This is a genomic window from Roseateles sp. P1_C1_2 (assembly GCF_056406535.1).
Map to the genome: position 1 here is coordinate 37,151 of NZ_JBFUAB010000024.1, position 17,100 is coordinate 54,250.

At 68.4% G+C, this 17,100-nt stretch carries 9 protein-coding genes; all 9 read left to right on the top strand.

The features are described from left to right. Nucleotides 1–93: 93 nt before the first annotated feature. The 9 genes from AC1D2H_RS22665 to AC1D2H_RS22705 all read left to right on the top strand — a co-directional run bounded on the left by AC1D2H_RS22665 (nucleotide 94) and on the right by AC1D2H_RS22705 (nucleotide 17,081). The gene (locus AC1D2H_RS22665) at nucleotides 94–2,286 is read left to right on the top strand and encodes a WD40/YVTN/BNR-like repeat-containing protein (protein ID WP_478012548.1); all 2,193 of its coding nucleotides are present in this window, start codon (nucleotides 94–96) and stop codon (nucleotides 2,284–2,286) included. Nucleotides 2,287–2,291: 5 nt separating this feature from the next. Beyond that, on the top strand, nucleotides 2,292–3,932 hold the full coding sequence (locus AC1D2H_RS22670; RefSeq protein WP_478012549.1) for an alpha-L-fucosidase: 1,641 nt from the start codon (nucleotides 2,292–2,294) through the stop codon (nucleotides 3,930–3,932). A gap of 29 nt (nucleotides 3,933–3,961) precedes the next feature. Then, on the top strand, nucleotides 3,962–5,602 hold the full coding sequence (locus AC1D2H_RS22675) for an alpha-L-fucosidase (protein ID WP_478012550.1): 1,641 nt from the start codon (nucleotides 3,962–3,964) through the stop codon (nucleotides 5,600–5,602). Between the two features lie 29 nt (nucleotides 5,603–5,631). Continuing rightward, complete coding sequence (locus AC1D2H_RS22680) at nucleotides 5,632–7,275, top strand: alpha-L-fucosidase (RefSeq protein WP_478012551.1); 1,644 nt, start codon at nucleotides 5,632–5,634, stop codon at nucleotides 7,273–7,275. Next, the gene (locus AC1D2H_RS22685; RefSeq protein ID WP_478012552.1) at nucleotides 7,272–10,004 is read left to right on the top strand and encodes a glycoside hydrolase family 31 protein; all 2,733 of its coding nucleotides are present in this window, start codon (nucleotides 7,272–7,274) and stop codon (nucleotides 10,002–10,004) included. Before AC1D2H_RS22680 ends, AC1D2H_RS22685 begins: the two co-directional genes overlap by 4 nt. 35 nt (nucleotides 10,005–10,039) lie before the next feature. Further along, on the top strand, nucleotides 10,040–11,950 hold the full coding sequence (locus AC1D2H_RS22690; RefSeq protein WP_478012553.1) for a glycoside hydrolase family 97 protein: 1,911 nt from the start codon (nucleotides 10,040–10,042) through the stop codon (nucleotides 11,948–11,950). A 49-nt stretch (nucleotides 11,951–11,999) separates the two neighbouring features. Then, nucleotides 12,000–13,115 carry a glycoside hydrolase family 62 protein gene (locus AC1D2H_RS22695; RefSeq protein WP_478012554.1) on the top strand — a complete coding sequence of 372 codons (1,116 nt, stop codon included), beginning with the start codon at nucleotides 12,000–12,002 and terminating at the stop codon, nucleotides 13,113–13,115. Between the two features lie 336 nt (nucleotides 13,116–13,451). Then, a complete protein-coding gene (locus tag AC1D2H_RS22700) occupies nucleotides 13,452–15,632 on the top strand; it encodes a dockerin (protein ID WP_478012555.1) in 2,181 nt (726 codons plus the stop codon). Between the two features lie 36 nt (nucleotides 15,633–15,668). Further along, the gene (locus AC1D2H_RS22705) at nucleotides 15,669–17,081 is read left to right on the top strand and encodes a hypothetical protein (protein WP_478012556.1); all 1,413 of its coding nucleotides are present in this window, start codon (nucleotides 15,669–15,671) and stop codon (nucleotides 17,079–17,081) included. Nucleotides 17,082–17,100: the final 19 nt, after the last annotated feature.

The following is a 17,100-nucleotide window of genomic DNA, read 5'->3' on the forward strand; positions in this document are numbered from 1 at the left end:
GACGTAGACCGGGTCGTGATTTCACGACCCGGTCTGTTCCTGTTCCAAGGCTCGCGCGTGATGGCGTCGACCGAAATGAAACTGATACCCACCATGACTTTCTGGCGTCCGCTGCTGGCAACGGCGTTGGCGCTTTTGGCCTCTCTGAGCCAGGCTGAACCCTACCGCTGGGACAGCCTGGCGATTGGCGGCGGCGGCTACGTGGCCGCCATCGTGCCGAGCAAGACCGAGCGCGGTCTGATCTACGCCCGCACCGACGTCGGCGGCGCCTACCGCTGGGACGCCGCCAAGGCAAGCTGGACCTCGCTGCTCGACGGTGTGTCCGAGGCCGACGTCGGCCTACTCAGCGTCGACGCCCTGGCACTCGACCCCAAGGACAGCTCGGTCGTCTACCTGCTGGCCGGCGTGCCCTATTTCAGCGGCGGCAAGACGGCGGTGATGCGCTCCACCGACCGCGGCGCCAGCTTCAGCCGCGTCACCGACGTGAGCCACCTCTTCCGCGCCAACGGCAACGGCCTGGGCCGCAGCAACGGCGAGAAGCTGCAGGTCGACCCCGGCGACAGCAACGTCCTCTACGTCGGCTCGCGCGCCAACGGCCTGTTCAAGAGCACCGACGCCGGCGCCAGCTTCAAACGCATGGACGCGCTGCCCGTGACCGCCACGCCCAACGAGACCGGTATCAGCTTCGTGCTGCTGGACCCGACCAGCGTGACGGGCGGCGTGGCGCAGCGCATCTTCGTGGGCGTGTCGCGCTTCGGCTCGGTCGGCCCCAACCTCTACCGCAGCGACGACGCCGGCGCCAGCTTCAAGCCGGTGGCCGAGGCGCCCTCGGCCTACATCCCGCAGCGCGCAACGCTCGCCCGCGACGGCCATCTCTACATCACCTATGGCGACGGCTCGGGTCCGCATGGCGACTGGAAAAAGCTGAACCCACCGGAGCCGCTGACGGCTGGCCAGGTCTGGAAGTACCAGGTCGCCAGCAGTGGCTGGACCAACGTCACGCCCAAGGACGTCAAGCGCGCGTTCTCGGGCGTGTCAGTCGATCCCGCGAACGCGAAGCGGCTGGTCATCTCCACCATCAACACCTGGATGCCGCAGGGCGGCGCCAACGCCGGTGACCGCTTCTACGTGACCGACGACGGCGGCCTCAGCTGGACCGACGTGGTGGAGCGCGGCTTTGCGATGGACACCAGCGGCGTCAGCTGGATCTCCGCCTATGCCATCCACTGGACGGGCTCCATCGAGTTCGACCCCTTCGACACCCGCGCCGTCTGGGTCACCTCCGGCAACGGCGTGTTCCGCACCGCCGACATCGACGCCAAGCCGGCCACCTGGACCTTCACCGTCAAGGGGCTGGAGGAAACCGTGCCCAACGTCGCCGTCAGCGTGCCGGGCGGCCCGCTGCTGTCGGTGATCGCCGACTACGACGGTTTCCGCCATCAAAAGCTCGACGCTTTTGCGCCCATCCACGAACCCCGCCTGGGCTCGACCTCGGGCCTCGCGGTCGCCGGCAGCAACACCGCGGTCGTCGTGCGCGTGGGTGGCAAGAAGATGTACCGCTCAGCGGACACGGGCACCACGTGGACCGAGGTGGCCGGCATGCAGGGTGGCTACGGCACGCTGGCGCTGTCGGCCGACGGCGCCGCGCTGCTGCACAGCTTCCGCCAGGAAGACGGCAAGCACCTCACCTTCCGCTCCAACGACTTCATCAAAGTCAAGCCCGTCTGGACCGCAGTGCGCGGCCTGGAGGACGCGCCGGTGCGGCCGGTGGGCGACCCGGTGAACCCGGCCAAGTTCTACGCCTACGACCGCGGCACCGTGCGCGTGAGCACGGACGGTGGTGCCAGCTTTGCCGCCACCGCCACGCTTGCGCCCAAGGGCTCGTCGCTGGTGCGCGTGGCGCCGGGGCGCGAGGGTGACGTCTGGGTGGCGCTGAAGGAAGGCGGCCTGGCGCGCTCGACCGACTCAGGCCGCACGTTCACCACCTTCTCCAACATCGCCCACTGCGGTGCCGTGGGCTTCGGCAAGGCGATGGCCGGCGCGCCCTACCCGACCGTCTTCATCTGGGGCTCGCCCCAGGGCAAGCCGCTGGGCGTGTATCGCTCCAGCGACGCCGGCGCCAGCTGGCAGCGCATCAACGACGACGCGCATCAGTTCGGCGGCCCCGGCAACGGCGAGTTCGTCATGGGCGACATGAACATCGAAGGCCTGGTCTACATGAGCACCGTGGGCCGCGGCATCGTCTACGGCATGCCGGCCGACGCTCCCCATTCACTCAAACCCTGAGCACCATGAATCAGCAACTTTCCCGCCGCGCACTGCTCCAGTCCTCCGCTGCCGTCATGGGGGCCGCCGGCCTGCCTGCCGCCCACGCAGCGCCCGCCCCCTTCAAGCCGACCTGGGATTCCCTCGTCGGCGGCTACCGTACACCCGACTGGTTCCGCGACGCCAAGTTCGGCATCTGGGCGCACTGGAGCGCGCAATGCGTGCCCGAGATGGGCGACTGGTATGCCCGCAACATGTACCTGCAGGGCAACTGGCAGTACGACCATCACGTAAAGACCTACGGCCACCCGACGAAGGTCGGCTTCATGGAGATGCAGAACCGCTGGAAGGCCGAGGCCTGGGAGCCCGAGGCGCTGATGGACCTGTACGCCAAGGCCGGTGCCAAGTACTTCGTCTCGCTCGCCAACCACCACGACAACTTCGACGCCTACGACTCCAAGTACCACCCGTGGAACTCGGTGCGCGTCGGTCCCAAGAAGGACATCGTCGGCACCTGGGCCAAGGCAGCCCGCGCCAGGGGCATGCGCTTCGGCGTCAGCAACCACTCGGCGCATGCCTGGCACTGGCTGGCGCCTGCCTATGGCTACGACCCCGAAGGCCCGCTGGCCGGCCAGCGCTACGACGCCTTCAACCTGACCAAGGCCGACGGCAAAGGCAAATGGTGGGAAGGCTTGGATCCGCAGGACCTCTACACGGGCCGCAACATGGTGATGCCCGACGGCATCAGCACCATGCGCACCGCCAACGAATGGCATGAGCACAACGACCGCGTGTGGGACGAGAAGGCGCCGCCGCACAACCCGGCGTTCACGCGCCAATGGTTCCTGCGTTGCCGCGACCTGATCGACAGCTACAAGCCCGACCTCGTCTATTTCGACAACTCGCGCCTGCCACTCGGCCAGACCGGCCTGGACATCGCGGCGCACTACTACAACGCCAGCATGGCTTGGCACGGCGGCAAGCTGGAGGCCGTTCTCAACGCCAAGGAGATCCCGCCCGAATGGCGCGCCGGCGTCGTCGAGGACGTCGAGCGTGGCCAGCGCGCCGGCATCGAGCCGCTGCCCTGGCAGACCGACACCTGCATCGGCGACTGGCACTACAACCGCGGCGTCTTCGACCGGCATGGCTACAAGTCGGCCACCAGCGTCATCCACCGCCTGGTGGACATCGTCTCGAAGAACGGCAACCTGCTGCTGTCCATCCCGCTGCGCGGCGACGGCAGCATCGATGCCGACGAGCGCAAGGTCCTGGAGGGCTTAAGCGAATGGATGGGCCGCAACGGCGAAGCCATCCACGGCACCCGGCCGTGGCGCAGCTTCGGCGAAGGGCCGACGCAGGTCGGAGGCGGCATGTTCAGCGAAGGGCAGATCAAGACCTTCACCGCCCAGGACATCCGCTTCACCACCAAGGCCGGCGCGCTGTACGCCATCGGGCTGGCCTGGCCGACGAACGGCGTCATGCGCATCGCCGCGCTGGCGCAGGACTCAGGCCTGGCACCGGGCGTGATCGAGCGTGTCGAAGCCGTGGGCTCTACCGACAGCCTGCCGTTCAAGCGCACCCCGCAAGGGCTGGAGGTGCGGCTGCCCGAGGGGCTGGCCGGCACGCCCGCGATCGCGCTGAAGGTGCGCGGCCCCGGCCTCGCATGAGCGGCCGCGCTTTTCGCTGAGAGCCAGCCGTGACACAGAAGCTTTCCCGCCGCTCGCTGCTCCAAGCCACAGCCGCCACCATGGGCGCCGCCGGCCTGCCGGCAGTGCAGGCCGCACCCATGCCCTTCAAGCCGACCTGGGATTCCCTTGTCGACGGCTACCGCACGCCCGACTGGTTCCGCGATGCCAAGTTCGGCATCTGGGCGCACTGGAGCGCGCAATGCGTGCCCGAGATGGGCGACTGGTATGCCCGCAACATGTACCTGCAGGGCAACTGGCAGTACGCCCACCACGTCAAGACCTACGGCCACCCCACCAAGGTCGGCTTCATGGAGATGCAGAACCGCTGGAAGGGCGAGAACTGGAACCCCGAAGCGCTGATGGACCTGTACGTGAAGGCGGGTGCGAAGTACTTTGTCTCGCTCGCCAACCACCACGACAACTTCGACGCCTACGACTCGAAGTACCACGCGTGGAACTCGGTGCGCGTCGGGCCCAAGAAGGACATCGTCGGCACCTGGGCCAAGCTGGCCCGCGCCAAGGGGTTGCGCTTCGGCGTCAGCAACCACTCGTCGCGTGCCTGGCATTGGTTGGCGCCTGCCTATGGCTACGACCCCGAAGGCCCGTTGGCCGGCCAGCGCTACGACGCGTTCAACCTGACCAAGGCCGACGGCAAGGGCAAATGGTGGGAAGGCCTGGACCCGCAGGATCTCTACACGGGCCCCAACAGGGTGATGCCCGACGGCATCAGCACCGTGGCCGCCGTCACCGAATGGCATCAGCGCAGTTACTACACCTGGAAAGACGTGGAGCCACCGAACAACCCGGCGTTCATTCGCCAGTGGTTCCTGCGCTGCCGGGACCTGATCGACAGCTACAAGCCCGACCTCGTCTACTTCGACAACTCTCACCTGCCGCTCGGCCAGGCCGGCCTGGACATCGCGGCGCACTACTACAACGCCAGCATGGCCTGGCACGGCGGCAAGGTGGAGGCTGTCATCAACGCCAAGGAGCTCCCACCCGAATGGCGTGGCGGCGTGGTGGAGGATCTCGAGCGGGGCCAGCGCGCCGGCATTGAGCCGCTGCCCTGGCAGACCTGCACCTGCATCGGCGACTGGCACTACAACCGCGGCATCTTCGACGCCCACGGCTACAAGTCAGCCGCCAGCGTCATCCACCGCCTGGTGGACATCGTCTCCAAGAACGGCAACCTGCTGCTGTCCATCCCGCTGCGCGGTGACGGCAGCATCGATGCCGACGAACGCAAGATCCTGGAAGACATCGCCGCCTGGATGGGTCGCAACGGCGAGGCCATCCATGGCACACGGCCGTGGCGCACCTTCGGCGAAGGGCCGACGAAGGTCGGCGGTGGCATGTTCAGCGAAGGCCAGGTCAAGAACTTCACCACCCAGGACATCCGCTTCACAGCCAAGGCCGGTGCGCTCTACGCCATCGGGCTGGCTTGGCCGGAGAACGGCGTCATGCGCATTGCAGCGCTTGCGCAGGACTCGGCGCTGGCGCCAGGCGTGATCGAGCGCGTCGAAGCGGTGGGCTCCATCGACAGCCTGCCCTTCACGCGCACCCCGCAAGGGCTGGAGGTGCGGCTGCCCGAGGGCCTGGCCGGCACGCCCGCGATCGCGCTGAAGGTCCGCGGACCGGGCCTCGCATGAGCGGCCGCCCCTTTTACTGAAAGCAAGCCATGACACAAAAACTCTCCCGCCGCTCGCTGCTGCAAGCCACCGCCGCCACCATGGGCGCCGCCGGCCTGCCCGCCGCGCAGGCCGCGCCGACCCCCTTCAAGCCGACCTGGGACTCCCTCGTCGACGGCTACGAGACGCCCGACTGGTTCCGCGATGCCAAGTTCGGCATCTGGGCCCACTGGAGCGCGCAATGCGTGCCCGAGATGGGCGACTGGTATGCCCGGCGCATGTACATCCAGGGCAACTGGCAGTACGACCACCACATCAAGACCTACGGCCACCCGACGAAGTCCGGTTTCATGGAGATCCAGAACCGCTGGAAGGCCGAGAACTGGGAGCCCGAAGCGCTGATGGACCTGTACGTGAAGGCGGGCGCGAAGTACTTCGTCGCCCTCGCCAACCACCACGACAACCAGGACACGTTCAACTCCAAGTACCACGGCTGGAACACGATGCGCGTGGGCCCGAAGAAGGACATCGTCGGCACCTGGGAGAAGGCCGCCCGCGCACGCGGCCTGCGCTTCGGCGTCAGCAACCACGGTGCCCATGCCTGGCACTGGTACCAGTCGGCCTACGGCTATGACGCGGAAGGCCCCTACGCCGGCCAGCGCTACGACGCCTTCCACCTGACCAAGGCCGACGGCAAGGGCAAATGGTGGGAAGGCCTGGACCCGCAGGATCTCTACACGGGCCGCAACATCGTCATGCCCGACGGCTTCAAGACCATCCGCAGCGTCGAAGCCTGGCATGACCAGAACACCTACTACTGGGACGAGAAACCGCCGCTTCAGAACCTCGCCTTCACGCGCTCGTGGTACCTGCGCTGCCGCGACCTGATCGACAGCTACAAGCCCGACCTCATCTACATGGACAACCACGGCCTGCCGCTGGGCCAGGCGGGGCTGGACATCGCGGCGCACTACTACAACGCCAGCATGGCCTGGAACGGCGGCAAGCTGGAAGCGGTACTCAACGCCAAGGTGATGCCCGCCGAGTGGCGCGCCGGCGTCGTGGAGGACGTGGAGCGCGGCTTTCGCGATGGCATCGAGCCGCTGCCCTGGCAGACCGACACCTGCCTGGGCGACTGGCACTACGCCCGCTCCCTCTTCGACAACCACCAGTACAAGCCCGCCAGCACGGTCATCCATCGGCTGTGCGACATCGTCTCCAAGAACGGCAACCTGCTGCTGTCGGTGCCGCTGCGCGGCGACGGCACCATCGATGCCGACGAGCGCAAGATCCTGGAAGAGATCGCCACCTGGATGGCGCGCAACGGCGAGGCCATCTACGGCACGCGCCCCTGGCGCACCTTCGGCGAAGGCCCGACGAAGGTGGGCAGTGGCATGTTCAGCGAGGGCAACTCCAAGCCGCTGACGGCCGAAGACATCCGCTTCACGACCAAGGGCGGCGCCCTCTACGCCATCGCGTTGGGCTGGCCCAAGGACGGCGTGCTGCGCATCCAGACGCTGGCCCAGGACTCGAACGTGGCGCCAGGCGCCATCGACCGCATCGAGGCCGTGGGCTCCGGCGACAGCCTGCCCTTCAAGCGCACCCGCAAGGGACTGGAGGTCAAGCTGCCCGAGGGCCTGGCCGGCTCGCCGGCCGTGGTGGTGAAGATCCGCGGCAACGGTCTGACTGCATGAAAGACACCAAACCCACGCTCTCGCGGCGCGAGGCATTGCAGGTGGCACTCGCCGCAGCCGCCACTCCACTGGGCGCTGCGGCGGCAACGGCCGCGATGGCTTCCTCCTTCAGCGTGGCGAACGCCGCCGGCAACCTGGCGTCTGAGGGCGTCGCGACCCGCCGCACCCAGCCATCGCTAGCCGCGGAATGGGTGCTGACGACACCCCAGGGCACGCTGCGGATCAGCGGGCTCTGCGACCGGGCGCTGCGCGTGCGCTTCCTTCCTCCGCAGGCCACAACGCCGGCCATAACGCAGGCGCCGCCACCAAGCCTCGCGCTGCTGCCCGGCCGCGCCAAGCCTCTCATGAAGCAGACGCCGGGCGCGGACGCTATCCGCCTGGAACTGCCGGCCATCCGCTGCGAGGTGGACAACGGCACCGGGGCGCTGCGCTTCTTCGACCGCAACGGCGCCTTGCTGCTCGCTGAAGCGCCGGGCAGCCGGCGGCTGACGCCGTCGCGGCTGGGCGACGAGGCCGTGTTCATCGCCGAGCAGGTGTTCGAGTCACCTGAGGGAGAGCGGCTCTATGGCACCGGCTGCTTCCAGGACGGGGCCATGGACCTGCGCGGCCACCCGCGCCGCCTGACGCAGGTGAACACGCAGATCAGCCTGCCGTTCATGCTGTCCAGCCGCGGCTACGGCCTGCTCTGGCACAACAACGGCATGGCCGAGCTGAACACGCCCGAGCAGTGGGTGGCGCTGAGTCGTGTCAACGTCGAGAACAAGGCCGAAGTCGTCGATGTGACGACGACCACGGGCAACGCGCAGGTCGTGCGAAACCTGACGCGCTTTGAAGGCACGTTCCGAACGGGCGTGGCCGGCCGTTTCGCCTTCCTCCTCGATGTCGGCCGCGCGATGGGTTCGCGCCATTCCGTCGAGATCGACGGCAAGTCCTGCGTCGAGATCGCGAACCACTGGCTGCCACCGACGGTCGGCTTTGTCGTCGAGCTGCCGGCAGGCGAGCATCAGGTGCGCGTCAACGCCGACAAGGACGACTCTCCCGCTCTGCGCTTCGGCGCCGTGCGCGCGACCACAACGTGGCGCTCACCGGTGGCCGATGCCATCGATTACATCGTCATCGCCGGCCCCAGCGCGGACGAGGTGTTCGAGGGCTACCGCGAGATCTCCGGCGCCACGCCGATGATGCCGCGCTGGGCCTATGGCTACATCCACTGCCGCGAACGCTTCCATTCGTCGGAAGAGATCGTCGACACGCTGCGCGAGTTCCGCCGCCGCAAGCTGCCCGTCGACGTGATGGTGCAGGACTGGCAGTACTGGGGCCGCCACGGCTGGAACGCGATGCGTTTCGACGAGGCCCACTACCCCGATCCCGCCGCGCTGGTGCGCGAGGTGCACGGCCTGAACGGGCGGCTCATGCTGTCGGTGTGGGCCAAGATCGGGCGCGACACCGAACTCGGCCGCACCACCGCAGCCGCCGGCCATTACATCGACCAGACCGACTGGGTCGACTTCTTCGACCCCAAGGCCGCCGCCTTCTACTGGAACAACCAGCGCGAACGCCTGCTCAAGCTCGGCATCGACGCCTGGTGGCAGGACGCGACGGAACCCGAGAACGACGACCTGGTGGGCCGGCGCACGGCCGCAGGCCGCGGTGAGCGCGTGCGCCTGGCCTACCCGTGGTACGTCACGCGCACCGTCTATGAAGGCCAGCGCGAGGCGGCGCCTGACCGGCGCGTGATGATCATGACGCGCTCGGCCTTCCCCGGGCAGCAACGCCATGCGGCAGCCACCTGGTCGGGCGACATCGGCAACGACTGGGACACGCTCAAGCGGCAGATCCCCGCGGGCCTCAACATGGCCGCCGCCGGCTATGCCTACTGGACGGTCGACGCCGGCGGCTTCTTCCGCCCGGGCGACGGCCAGTACACCGACAAGGCCTACCACGAGCGCCTGCTCCGCTGGTTCCAGTACGCGACCTTCCTACCGCTGCAGCGCGTGCACGGCTACATGACCAACACCGAGTTCTGGCGCTATGGCGACACGGTGGAGACGGTGGCGCGCCAGTATCTGGAGCTGCGCTATCAGCTGCTGCCCTACCTCTACAGCCTGGCCCACGAGGTCCATGCGAAAGGCGCGCCGATCATGCGGCCGCTCGTGTTCGATTTCCCGCAGGACCCCCAGGCCCTGGACCAGGCGCACAGCTATATGTTCGGCCGCGCCCTGCATGTGGCGCCCGTCCTGGCGCCCGAGGTGTCGACCTGGCAGGTGTACCTGCCGCAGTCCGCCGGCGGCTGGGTCGATTTCTGGACAGGAGAACGGCGCGCCGGTGGCCGCACGCATGACGTGGCGTCGCCGCTGGAGCGCATGCCTTTGCACCTGCGCGCGGGCAGCATCCTGCCGCTCGGGCCGGTACTGCAGTCCACCGCCGAGGCCACCGGTGACGTGCTCGACCTCTACGTCGTGCCCGGTGCCGACGGTGTCTTCGAGCTGTACGAAGACAGCGGCCTGGACTATGCCTATGAGAAGGGCGGGTTCAGCGTGATCCGCATGACCTGGGACGACCGCCGCGGCGTGCTGCGCCTGGCGGCGCGCATCGGGCGCTTCGCGGGCATGCGCACGACGAAGCGCCTGCGCATCCACCGCATCGGCAACGGCGGGCCGACGCTGCAATCCACACCGCTGCGCGAGGTGGTCTACACCGGCCGCGCCGTGGAAATACGCCTGGGCTGAACGCTCTCCAAGACCCACACCGCCCACACATCTCCATGAAGACCATCACTCATCTCGCCATCGCCACGCTGGCCCTGGCCGCATCGGGCGCCCACGCGGTCGACGCCGTCATCACCTCGCCCAACGGCCGCGTCGCGCTGCGCATTGCCGACGACGGCGCCACGTTCAGCATCAACCGCAGCGGCGATGCCGTCATCGCTCCCTCGCCCCTTGGGCTGGAGCTGGAAGGCCAGGCCCTTGGCGCGTTGACGCTGGAGTCGCGCCAGGACGTCGCCGAGGACCGCGTCATTCCTCTCGTCGCCACGAAGGCGGCCACGGCGCGCGACCACTACCGCGGTGCGACGCTCGCCTTCCGCGAGGCCGGCGGCGGCCGCCGTCTCTTCATCGATGCCCGCGCCTACGACGACGGCGTCGCCTTCCGCTACCGGCTGGACGGCACGGCGCCGGTCAGCCTGCGCGGCGAACGCACGGCCTTCGTGCCGGCCGGCGACCCGTCGTGCCTGGTCACGCCGGCCGACGGTTCGCACGAGCAGGCGTTCGAGCGCCTGAAGGTCTCGCAGCTGAAGCCCGGCGTCGCCTACGACGTGCCGGTGGTCTGCGCCACGCCGTCGGGCCGCACGCACTACGCCATCACGCAGGCCAATCTGCAGGGCTACACCGGCGCGTCACTGCGGCAGGAGGGCAACGCACTGCGCCTGCACCTGTCCGGCGTGCCGGGACGCGCCGGCCCCGCCTTCGTCTCGACCGCTGGCCTGACGACCGCCTGGCGCGCCGTCATGATGGCCGACCAGGCCGGCAAGCTGATCGAGTCCCACCTCGTCGGCAACCTCAACCCGCCACCGCAAGGCGACTTCAGCTGGGTCAAGCCCGGCAAGGCGGCATGGGACTGGTGGTCCGGCCCGCTGGTCGGCATGAAGCCCGACATGGGCGCCTACAAGCGCTTCATCGACTTCGCCGCCGAGTCCGGCTTCCCCTACTACCTCATCGACGCCAACTGGGCCTCGGGCCCGAGCGGCTGCTGCGATGCCAGCCCGGAGACCGACATCACGCGACCGGCCAAGGGCATCGACATGCCCGAACTCGCGCGCTACGCCGCAGCCAAGGGCGTCGGCCTGCTGCTGTGGGCCCACTGGGTGCATGTGGACGCACGCATGGACGAAGTGCTGGACACCTATGTCCGCTGGGGCATCAAGGGCGTCAAGGTCGACTTCATGAACCGCGACGACCAGCAGGTGGTGGACTTCTACGAGCGCATCGCCGCCGCCACCGCCAAGCGCAAGCTGCTGCTGGACCTGCATGGCGCCTACGTGCCCGCCGGCCTGCAGCGCACCTTTCCCAACTACATCACGCAGGAAGGCGTGCTCGGCGCCGAGTGGAGCAAGATGACCACGCGCACCACCCCCAGCCACAACGTGACCCTGCCGTACACGCGCATGCTGGTCGGCCCGATGGACTACACGCCCGGGGGCTTCCGCAACGCGACACCGGCCACCTTCGAGGTGCGCGCCGAGATGCCGCTGGTGCAGAACACGCGCGGCCAGGCGCTGGCGATGTACGTCGTCTACGACAGCCCGCTGCAGATGGTGTCGGACGACCCCACGAACTACCGCGGCGAGCCGGGCTTCGACTTCATCAAGCGCGTGCCGACCGCCTGGGACGAGACCCGTTTCCTCTCCGGCGAGCCGGGACAGGACATCGTGCTGGCGCGCCGCCAGGGCAAGACCTGGTACATCGGCGCGATGACGGGCGACCAGGCCCGCACGCAAAAGGTCTCGCTCGGCTTCCTGCCGGCCGGCAACTGGCGCGCCACGATCTGGCAGGACGGCGAGGTCGTGCGCGAGGTGCGCCGCACGGAGCGCAAGGTGACCCGCAAGGACGTGCTGAGCCTGTCGCTGGCCGCGGCTGGCGGCGCCGCCGTGGTGCTGGAGCCATTGCCTGCCAAGTGACCAGCGTCGCAGCGCCATGACATCGACGAACCAGCTCCGGTCTTCGCCCGTGAAGTTCAGCAAACGACTCGCCGTTCTCTCCATCGTCACCGCGACCGTGGTGGCTGGCTGTGGCGGTGGTGGCGCGACGCCGGCCCTGGCACCCGCACCCGCACCCGCACCCGCACCAGCACCAGCACCGGCACCGGCACCGGCCGTCGCTTTTGAATGGAAATCCAGCGAGCCCTTGATCAAGCCGCCGGCTGACCGGACGGACATCTTGGGCGTCAAAGACCCGACCATCGTCTATCACGACGGCCGCTATCACGTCTTCATGACCACGGCCGGGAAGAACGGCTGGGGCTTGGCCTACACGAGCTTTGCGAACTGGCAGGAGGCTCCCAATGCCCCTCAGTTCATGCTGGACAAGTCGCCCATGGGGCCGGGCTATCGCGCAGCACCCCAGGTCTTCTACTTCGCGCCGCACAAGCTCTGGTACCTGATCTACCAGGGCGGCGACCCGCTGTATTCCACGAGCAGCAACATCGCCGACCCCCTGTCGTGGACGGCGCCCAAGCCCTTCTATGCAAACGTGCCGGCGAGCGTGAAGGACGCCAAGGGCAATGCGACCTGGCTGGACTTCTGGAACATCTGCGACGACAGGAAGTGCCATCTCTTCTTCACGGGCGACAACGGCAGCTTCTACCGCGGTGAGACGACGATCGAGCGCTTCCCTCAGGGCTTCGCCGACCCCGTCGTCGTCATGAAGGAAAAGCTCGAGGACATGTTCGAGGCGAGCAACACCTACAAGATCACCGGCACCGACCAGTACTTGACACTGATCGAGGCGATGGGGCCCAAGGGCAGGTATTTCCGGGCCTGGACCGCCGACCGCCTGGACGGCACCTGGCAACCCGTTCCCGGCGCCCCGATGAACCTGTTCGCTGGCACCGACAACGTCAAGTTCGACGGCCGGATCTGGTCCGAAGGCGTGTCCCACGGCGAAATGATCCGCGACGGCATCGACCAGACGCTGAGCATCGACCCCTGCCTGCCGCTGAGGTTCCTCTTCCAGGGCCTGGATCTGGAAAAAGGCAAGACGTATGAATACATCGAGCTGCCTTATCGGCTGGGCCTGGTCACCGCCACCGCCCCCAACGCCATCAGCGTGTTGTGCAAGAAATGAACGCCTGCCCTGCCTCGTGATCAGCGCCACCGCGCCATCCCCGTCAACGAACCACACGCCTTTTTCGCCATGAAGTACAGCAAACAACTCTCCGTTTTCTCCATCGTCACCGCGACCCTGATGGCGGGTTGTGGCGGCGGTGGTGGCGACGCGCCAGCACCCGCGCCCACACCTGCCCCTGCCCCTGCCCCTGCCCCTGCCCCTGCCCCTGCCCCTGCCCCTGCCCCTGCCCCTGCCCCGGCCCCGGCCCCGGCTCCGGCTCCGGCTCCGGCTCCGGCTCCGGCTCCGGCTCCGGCTCCCGCTCCTGCTCCGGCCGACGGCACCACCTGGGCGAGCGTGAAGTGGGGCGGTGGCGGCTATGTCACCGGCCTCGTCTTCCATCCGACCACCGCCAACCTGCTGTACGCGCGCACCGACATCGGCGGCGCCTACCGCTGGAACCAGGCCGCTGCGTCCTGGGTGCCCATCACTGATGGCCCGGGCTTCGGTGCAGCCGAAGCCCGGTACCACGGCGTCGAAAGCATGGCCGTCGATCCGAACAACGACCAGCTCGTCTACATGGCCGCCGGCATGTACGTGTCCGAAGGCAATGGCCGCCTGTACATCTCCAGCGACCGCGGTGACCACTGGACCTACGTCGCCCTGCCCTTCCCGCTGGGCGGCAACAACCCCGGCCGGGCCATCGGCGAACGCCTGATGGTCGACCCCAACAAACCGTCGACGCTGTTCTACGGCTCGCGCACGGCCGGCCTGTGGAAGAGCATCGACTCGGGCCTCACCTGGGCGCAGGTCACGTCGCTGTCGACCCTCAAGATGACCGCGGACCAGCTCAACGCCAACGGCGGCACGGCGATGGGCGTCGAGACGCTCGTCTACGACACCGGCAGCAAGGGCAGCGGCTCGGCCACGCAGACGATCTACGCGCCCATCGCCCCGGACTACGTCAAGGCAGCGGGCCTGAGCTCGAACCTGTACAAGTCGACCAATGGCGGCACGTCGTGGACCGCGATCTCGACGCCGGTCTCCGGCTATCACATCCCGCACATGGTGCGCGCTGCGGATGGCATGTTCTATGTCGTGTTCACCCAGGACTCCGGGCCAGGCGCCGGCGGCCCCGCGCGGCTCTACAAGTTCGACGGCAACAACTGGACCCTGCTGAAAGACCCGAACAGCGGCGGGACCGGAACGGGCCTTGGCCTCGGCGGACTGTCCGTCTCCGGCACCGGCTCGACCACCCGCATTGCGCTGGGTGTGACCAACACCTGGGGCAACTACAGCGGTCAGCAGGCCATTCAGTGGTCAAGCGACGCCGGCAAGACCTGGCGCGAGATCGCGGCCACCATGCCGCGCACGCCGGCCGACGGTTCCTTCTGGGGCTGGCCCGACGACGTCGAGATCGATCCGTCCAACCCCGACCGCGTGCTGCACGTCCATGGCGGCGGCATCTGGGAAACGCGCAACGCTTCCTCGGCCACGCCGAGCTGGAACGAGGCGATCGACGGTCTGGAGGAGACTGCCGTTCTCGGCCTGGCCACGCCGCCGGCCGGCGCCACGTACACCTTGATCAACAGTTCGGGCGACGTCGGCCCCTGGGTGCACACCAATCTGGCGACGAAGCCGACCTTGACGCCGGGTACCAGCTGGAGCAACGGCTTCGCCGCCGACATGGCGTGGGCCGACCCGCAATACATCGCCTCCATCGGCGTTGTCCTCGGTACCAGCACCGGCTTCGGCTACTCGTCCGGCGACGGCGGCAAGACCTGGGCGAAGTTCGCCACCTACCCGACGGGCGTCGCGGACAACAAGGGTGGAGAAGCGAGCATCGCCGTCACGGCGCGCAACAAGGCGGTCTGGGCGCCCGGCTATTCGGTGCCGTCCTACACCACGGACAACGGCGCCACCTGGGTGCCGACCAATCTGCCGGCGATCAACAGCATCTACCCCCGCGCCTACCGCCTGGCCGCAGATCGCAAGAACCCGAACAAGGTCTATGCCTACGATTCCGGTGGTCACTGGTGGGGCACGCCGGGCAAGGTCTACGTCTCGACGGATGGCGGCCACACGTTCACGCTGAGCCCCGGCTCGGTGGCCGCGGGGCTGGCGCCCAACTATTTCGGGAACACCTCGCTGGCGGTCAACCCCAATGCCGAGGGCGACCTCTGGCTGGCCGACGGCAACGCCGTCTACCACTCGACCGATTCGGGCGCGACCTGGGCCAAGCTCAGCAACTTCGCGTCGATCTTTGTCGGCAACCCATGGGCCGACGTGCAGGGCGCCTCGGCGGTGGCCCTGGGCAAGGCCAAGCCTGGCGCCACGTACTCGGCGGCGGTCTATGTGGTGGGCGTGGTGGGTGGCGTCTGGGGCGTCTACCGCTCCGACGACGGCGGCGCCACCTGGTCGCGCTTCAACGACGACGCCCACCAGTTCGGCGGCATCGGCGCGCTGGCGGCCGACCAGAACGTCTATGGCCGCATCTATTTCAGCGGCACCGGCCGGGGCCTGCTGTACAGCAACTGAACCTCCGTCTCCTTCATCTCCTTTCTTCAATCGCCCATGAACAAGACAACGTCGACGGGCACCGTGCCCGATGAACCCGGCCGCCGCAGCTTCGTGCGCACCGTCGCAGGCGCCGGTCTGGCTGCCGTGGCCGGCGGGTCGGCGGCTGCTGCCCCCGCGCCTGCCGCCAACACCTCCGCCGTGGGCGCCCCAGAGCCCGGCCTGCCCTTCCACGCCTGGGCGCCCGCGCCGCCCATGGGTTGGAACAGCTGGGACGCCTTCGGCGCCAGCGTCACCGAAGCCGAGTACCTGGACAACGCACGCATCCTGGCCGAGCGCTTCCTGCCCTTCGGCTACGACACCGCCACCGTCGACATCCAGTGGTACGAGGCAGGCGCCACGTCGGGGTGGTACCGGAACTTCGCGCCGCTGGTGCTGGACGGCAACGGCCGCCCGCAACCCGCGCCCAATCGCTTCCCCAGCGCCGCCGGCGGCCGTGGCTTCGCGCCGCTCGCCGCCCAGGTGCACGCCATGGGCCTGCGCTTCGGCGTGCACATCATGCGTGGCATTCCGCGCCAGGCGGTCGGGCTGGAGCTGCCCATCGCCGGCAGCAAGTACCGCTGCAACGAGGTGGCCAACGCCGGCTCGACCTGCGCCTGGAACACCGACATGTGCGGCGTCAAGCCCGAGCACCCCGGCGCCTTCGACTGGTACCGCGCCTGGTTTGCCCAGTTGGCCGAATGGGGCGTGGACTTTGTCAAGGTGGACGACATCGCCGCCCCGAACTACCAGGCGAAGGAAGTGGAGCTGATCCGCCGCGCCATCGACGCCACCGGCCGGCCCATGGTGCTGAGCCTGTCGCCCGGCCCGGCCCAGCTGGAGCATGCGGCGCACCTGCAGGCGCATGCCAACCAATGGCGCGTGTGCAACGATTTCTGGGACACCTGGCCCCAGCTGCGCGACAACCTCGTGAACCTGGTGAAGTGGGCGCCGCACGCCCGCGCGGGCGCCTGGCCCGATGCGGACATGCTGCCCGTCGGCAAGATCGGCCTGCGCAACTACGACGAGCAAGGCCGCGGCGAGCGCGAAACCGGTTTCACGCGTGACGAGCAACTGATGATGCTCACGGCCTGGACCTGCGCGCGCAGCCCGCTCATCCTCGGCAACGATCTGCGCAAGCTCGACGACTGGACGCTGCGCCTGGTGACCAACCCCGAGGTGCTGGCGCTGCTGCGCGTGCCCGGGGCACGCGAGTGGCACTCGGTGGCACGGGGCCATCGCTTCGTTTGCACCGGCCCGCAAGGCACCTGGGCGGCGTGGCTGAACACCGGCGAAGCGCCATGGCAGGTGCCACTGCCGGCATGGCTTCCCGACGCCAGCCGCGACTGCTGGGCGCGTGCGGACCTGCCCGCAGGCACCCGCCAGCTCACCATCCCACCCCATGGCGCGCGGCTCGTGCGTTGCGCTTGAACACCTGACTGCGAGTTGC

Bases quoted from the DNA above. Each gene is read 5' to 3' on its own strand.
- AC1D2H_RS22690 (WP_478012553.1), top strand. From the start codon at position 10,040: ATGAAGACCATCACTCATCTCGCCATCGCCACGCTGGCCCTGGCCGCA.
- AC1D2H_RS22665 (WP_478012548.1), top strand. From the start codon at position 94: ATGACTTTCTGGCGTCCGCTGCTGGCAACGGCGTTGGCGCTTTTGGCC.
- AC1D2H_RS22705 (WP_478012556.1), top strand. From the start codon at position 15,669: ATGAACAAGACAACGTCGACGGGCACCGTGCCCGATGAACCCGGCCGC.
- AC1D2H_RS22670 (WP_478012549.1), top strand. From the start codon at position 2,292: ATGAATCAGCAACTTTCCCGCCGCGCACTGCTCCAGTCCTCCGCTGCC.
- AC1D2H_RS22685 (WP_478012552.1), top strand. From the start codon at position 7,272: ATGAAAGACACCAAACCCACGCTCTCGCGGCGCGAGGCATTGCAGGTG.
- AC1D2H_RS22680 (WP_478012551.1), top strand. From the start codon at position 5,632: ATGACACAAAAACTCTCCCGCCGCTCGCTGCTGCAAGCCACCGCCGCC.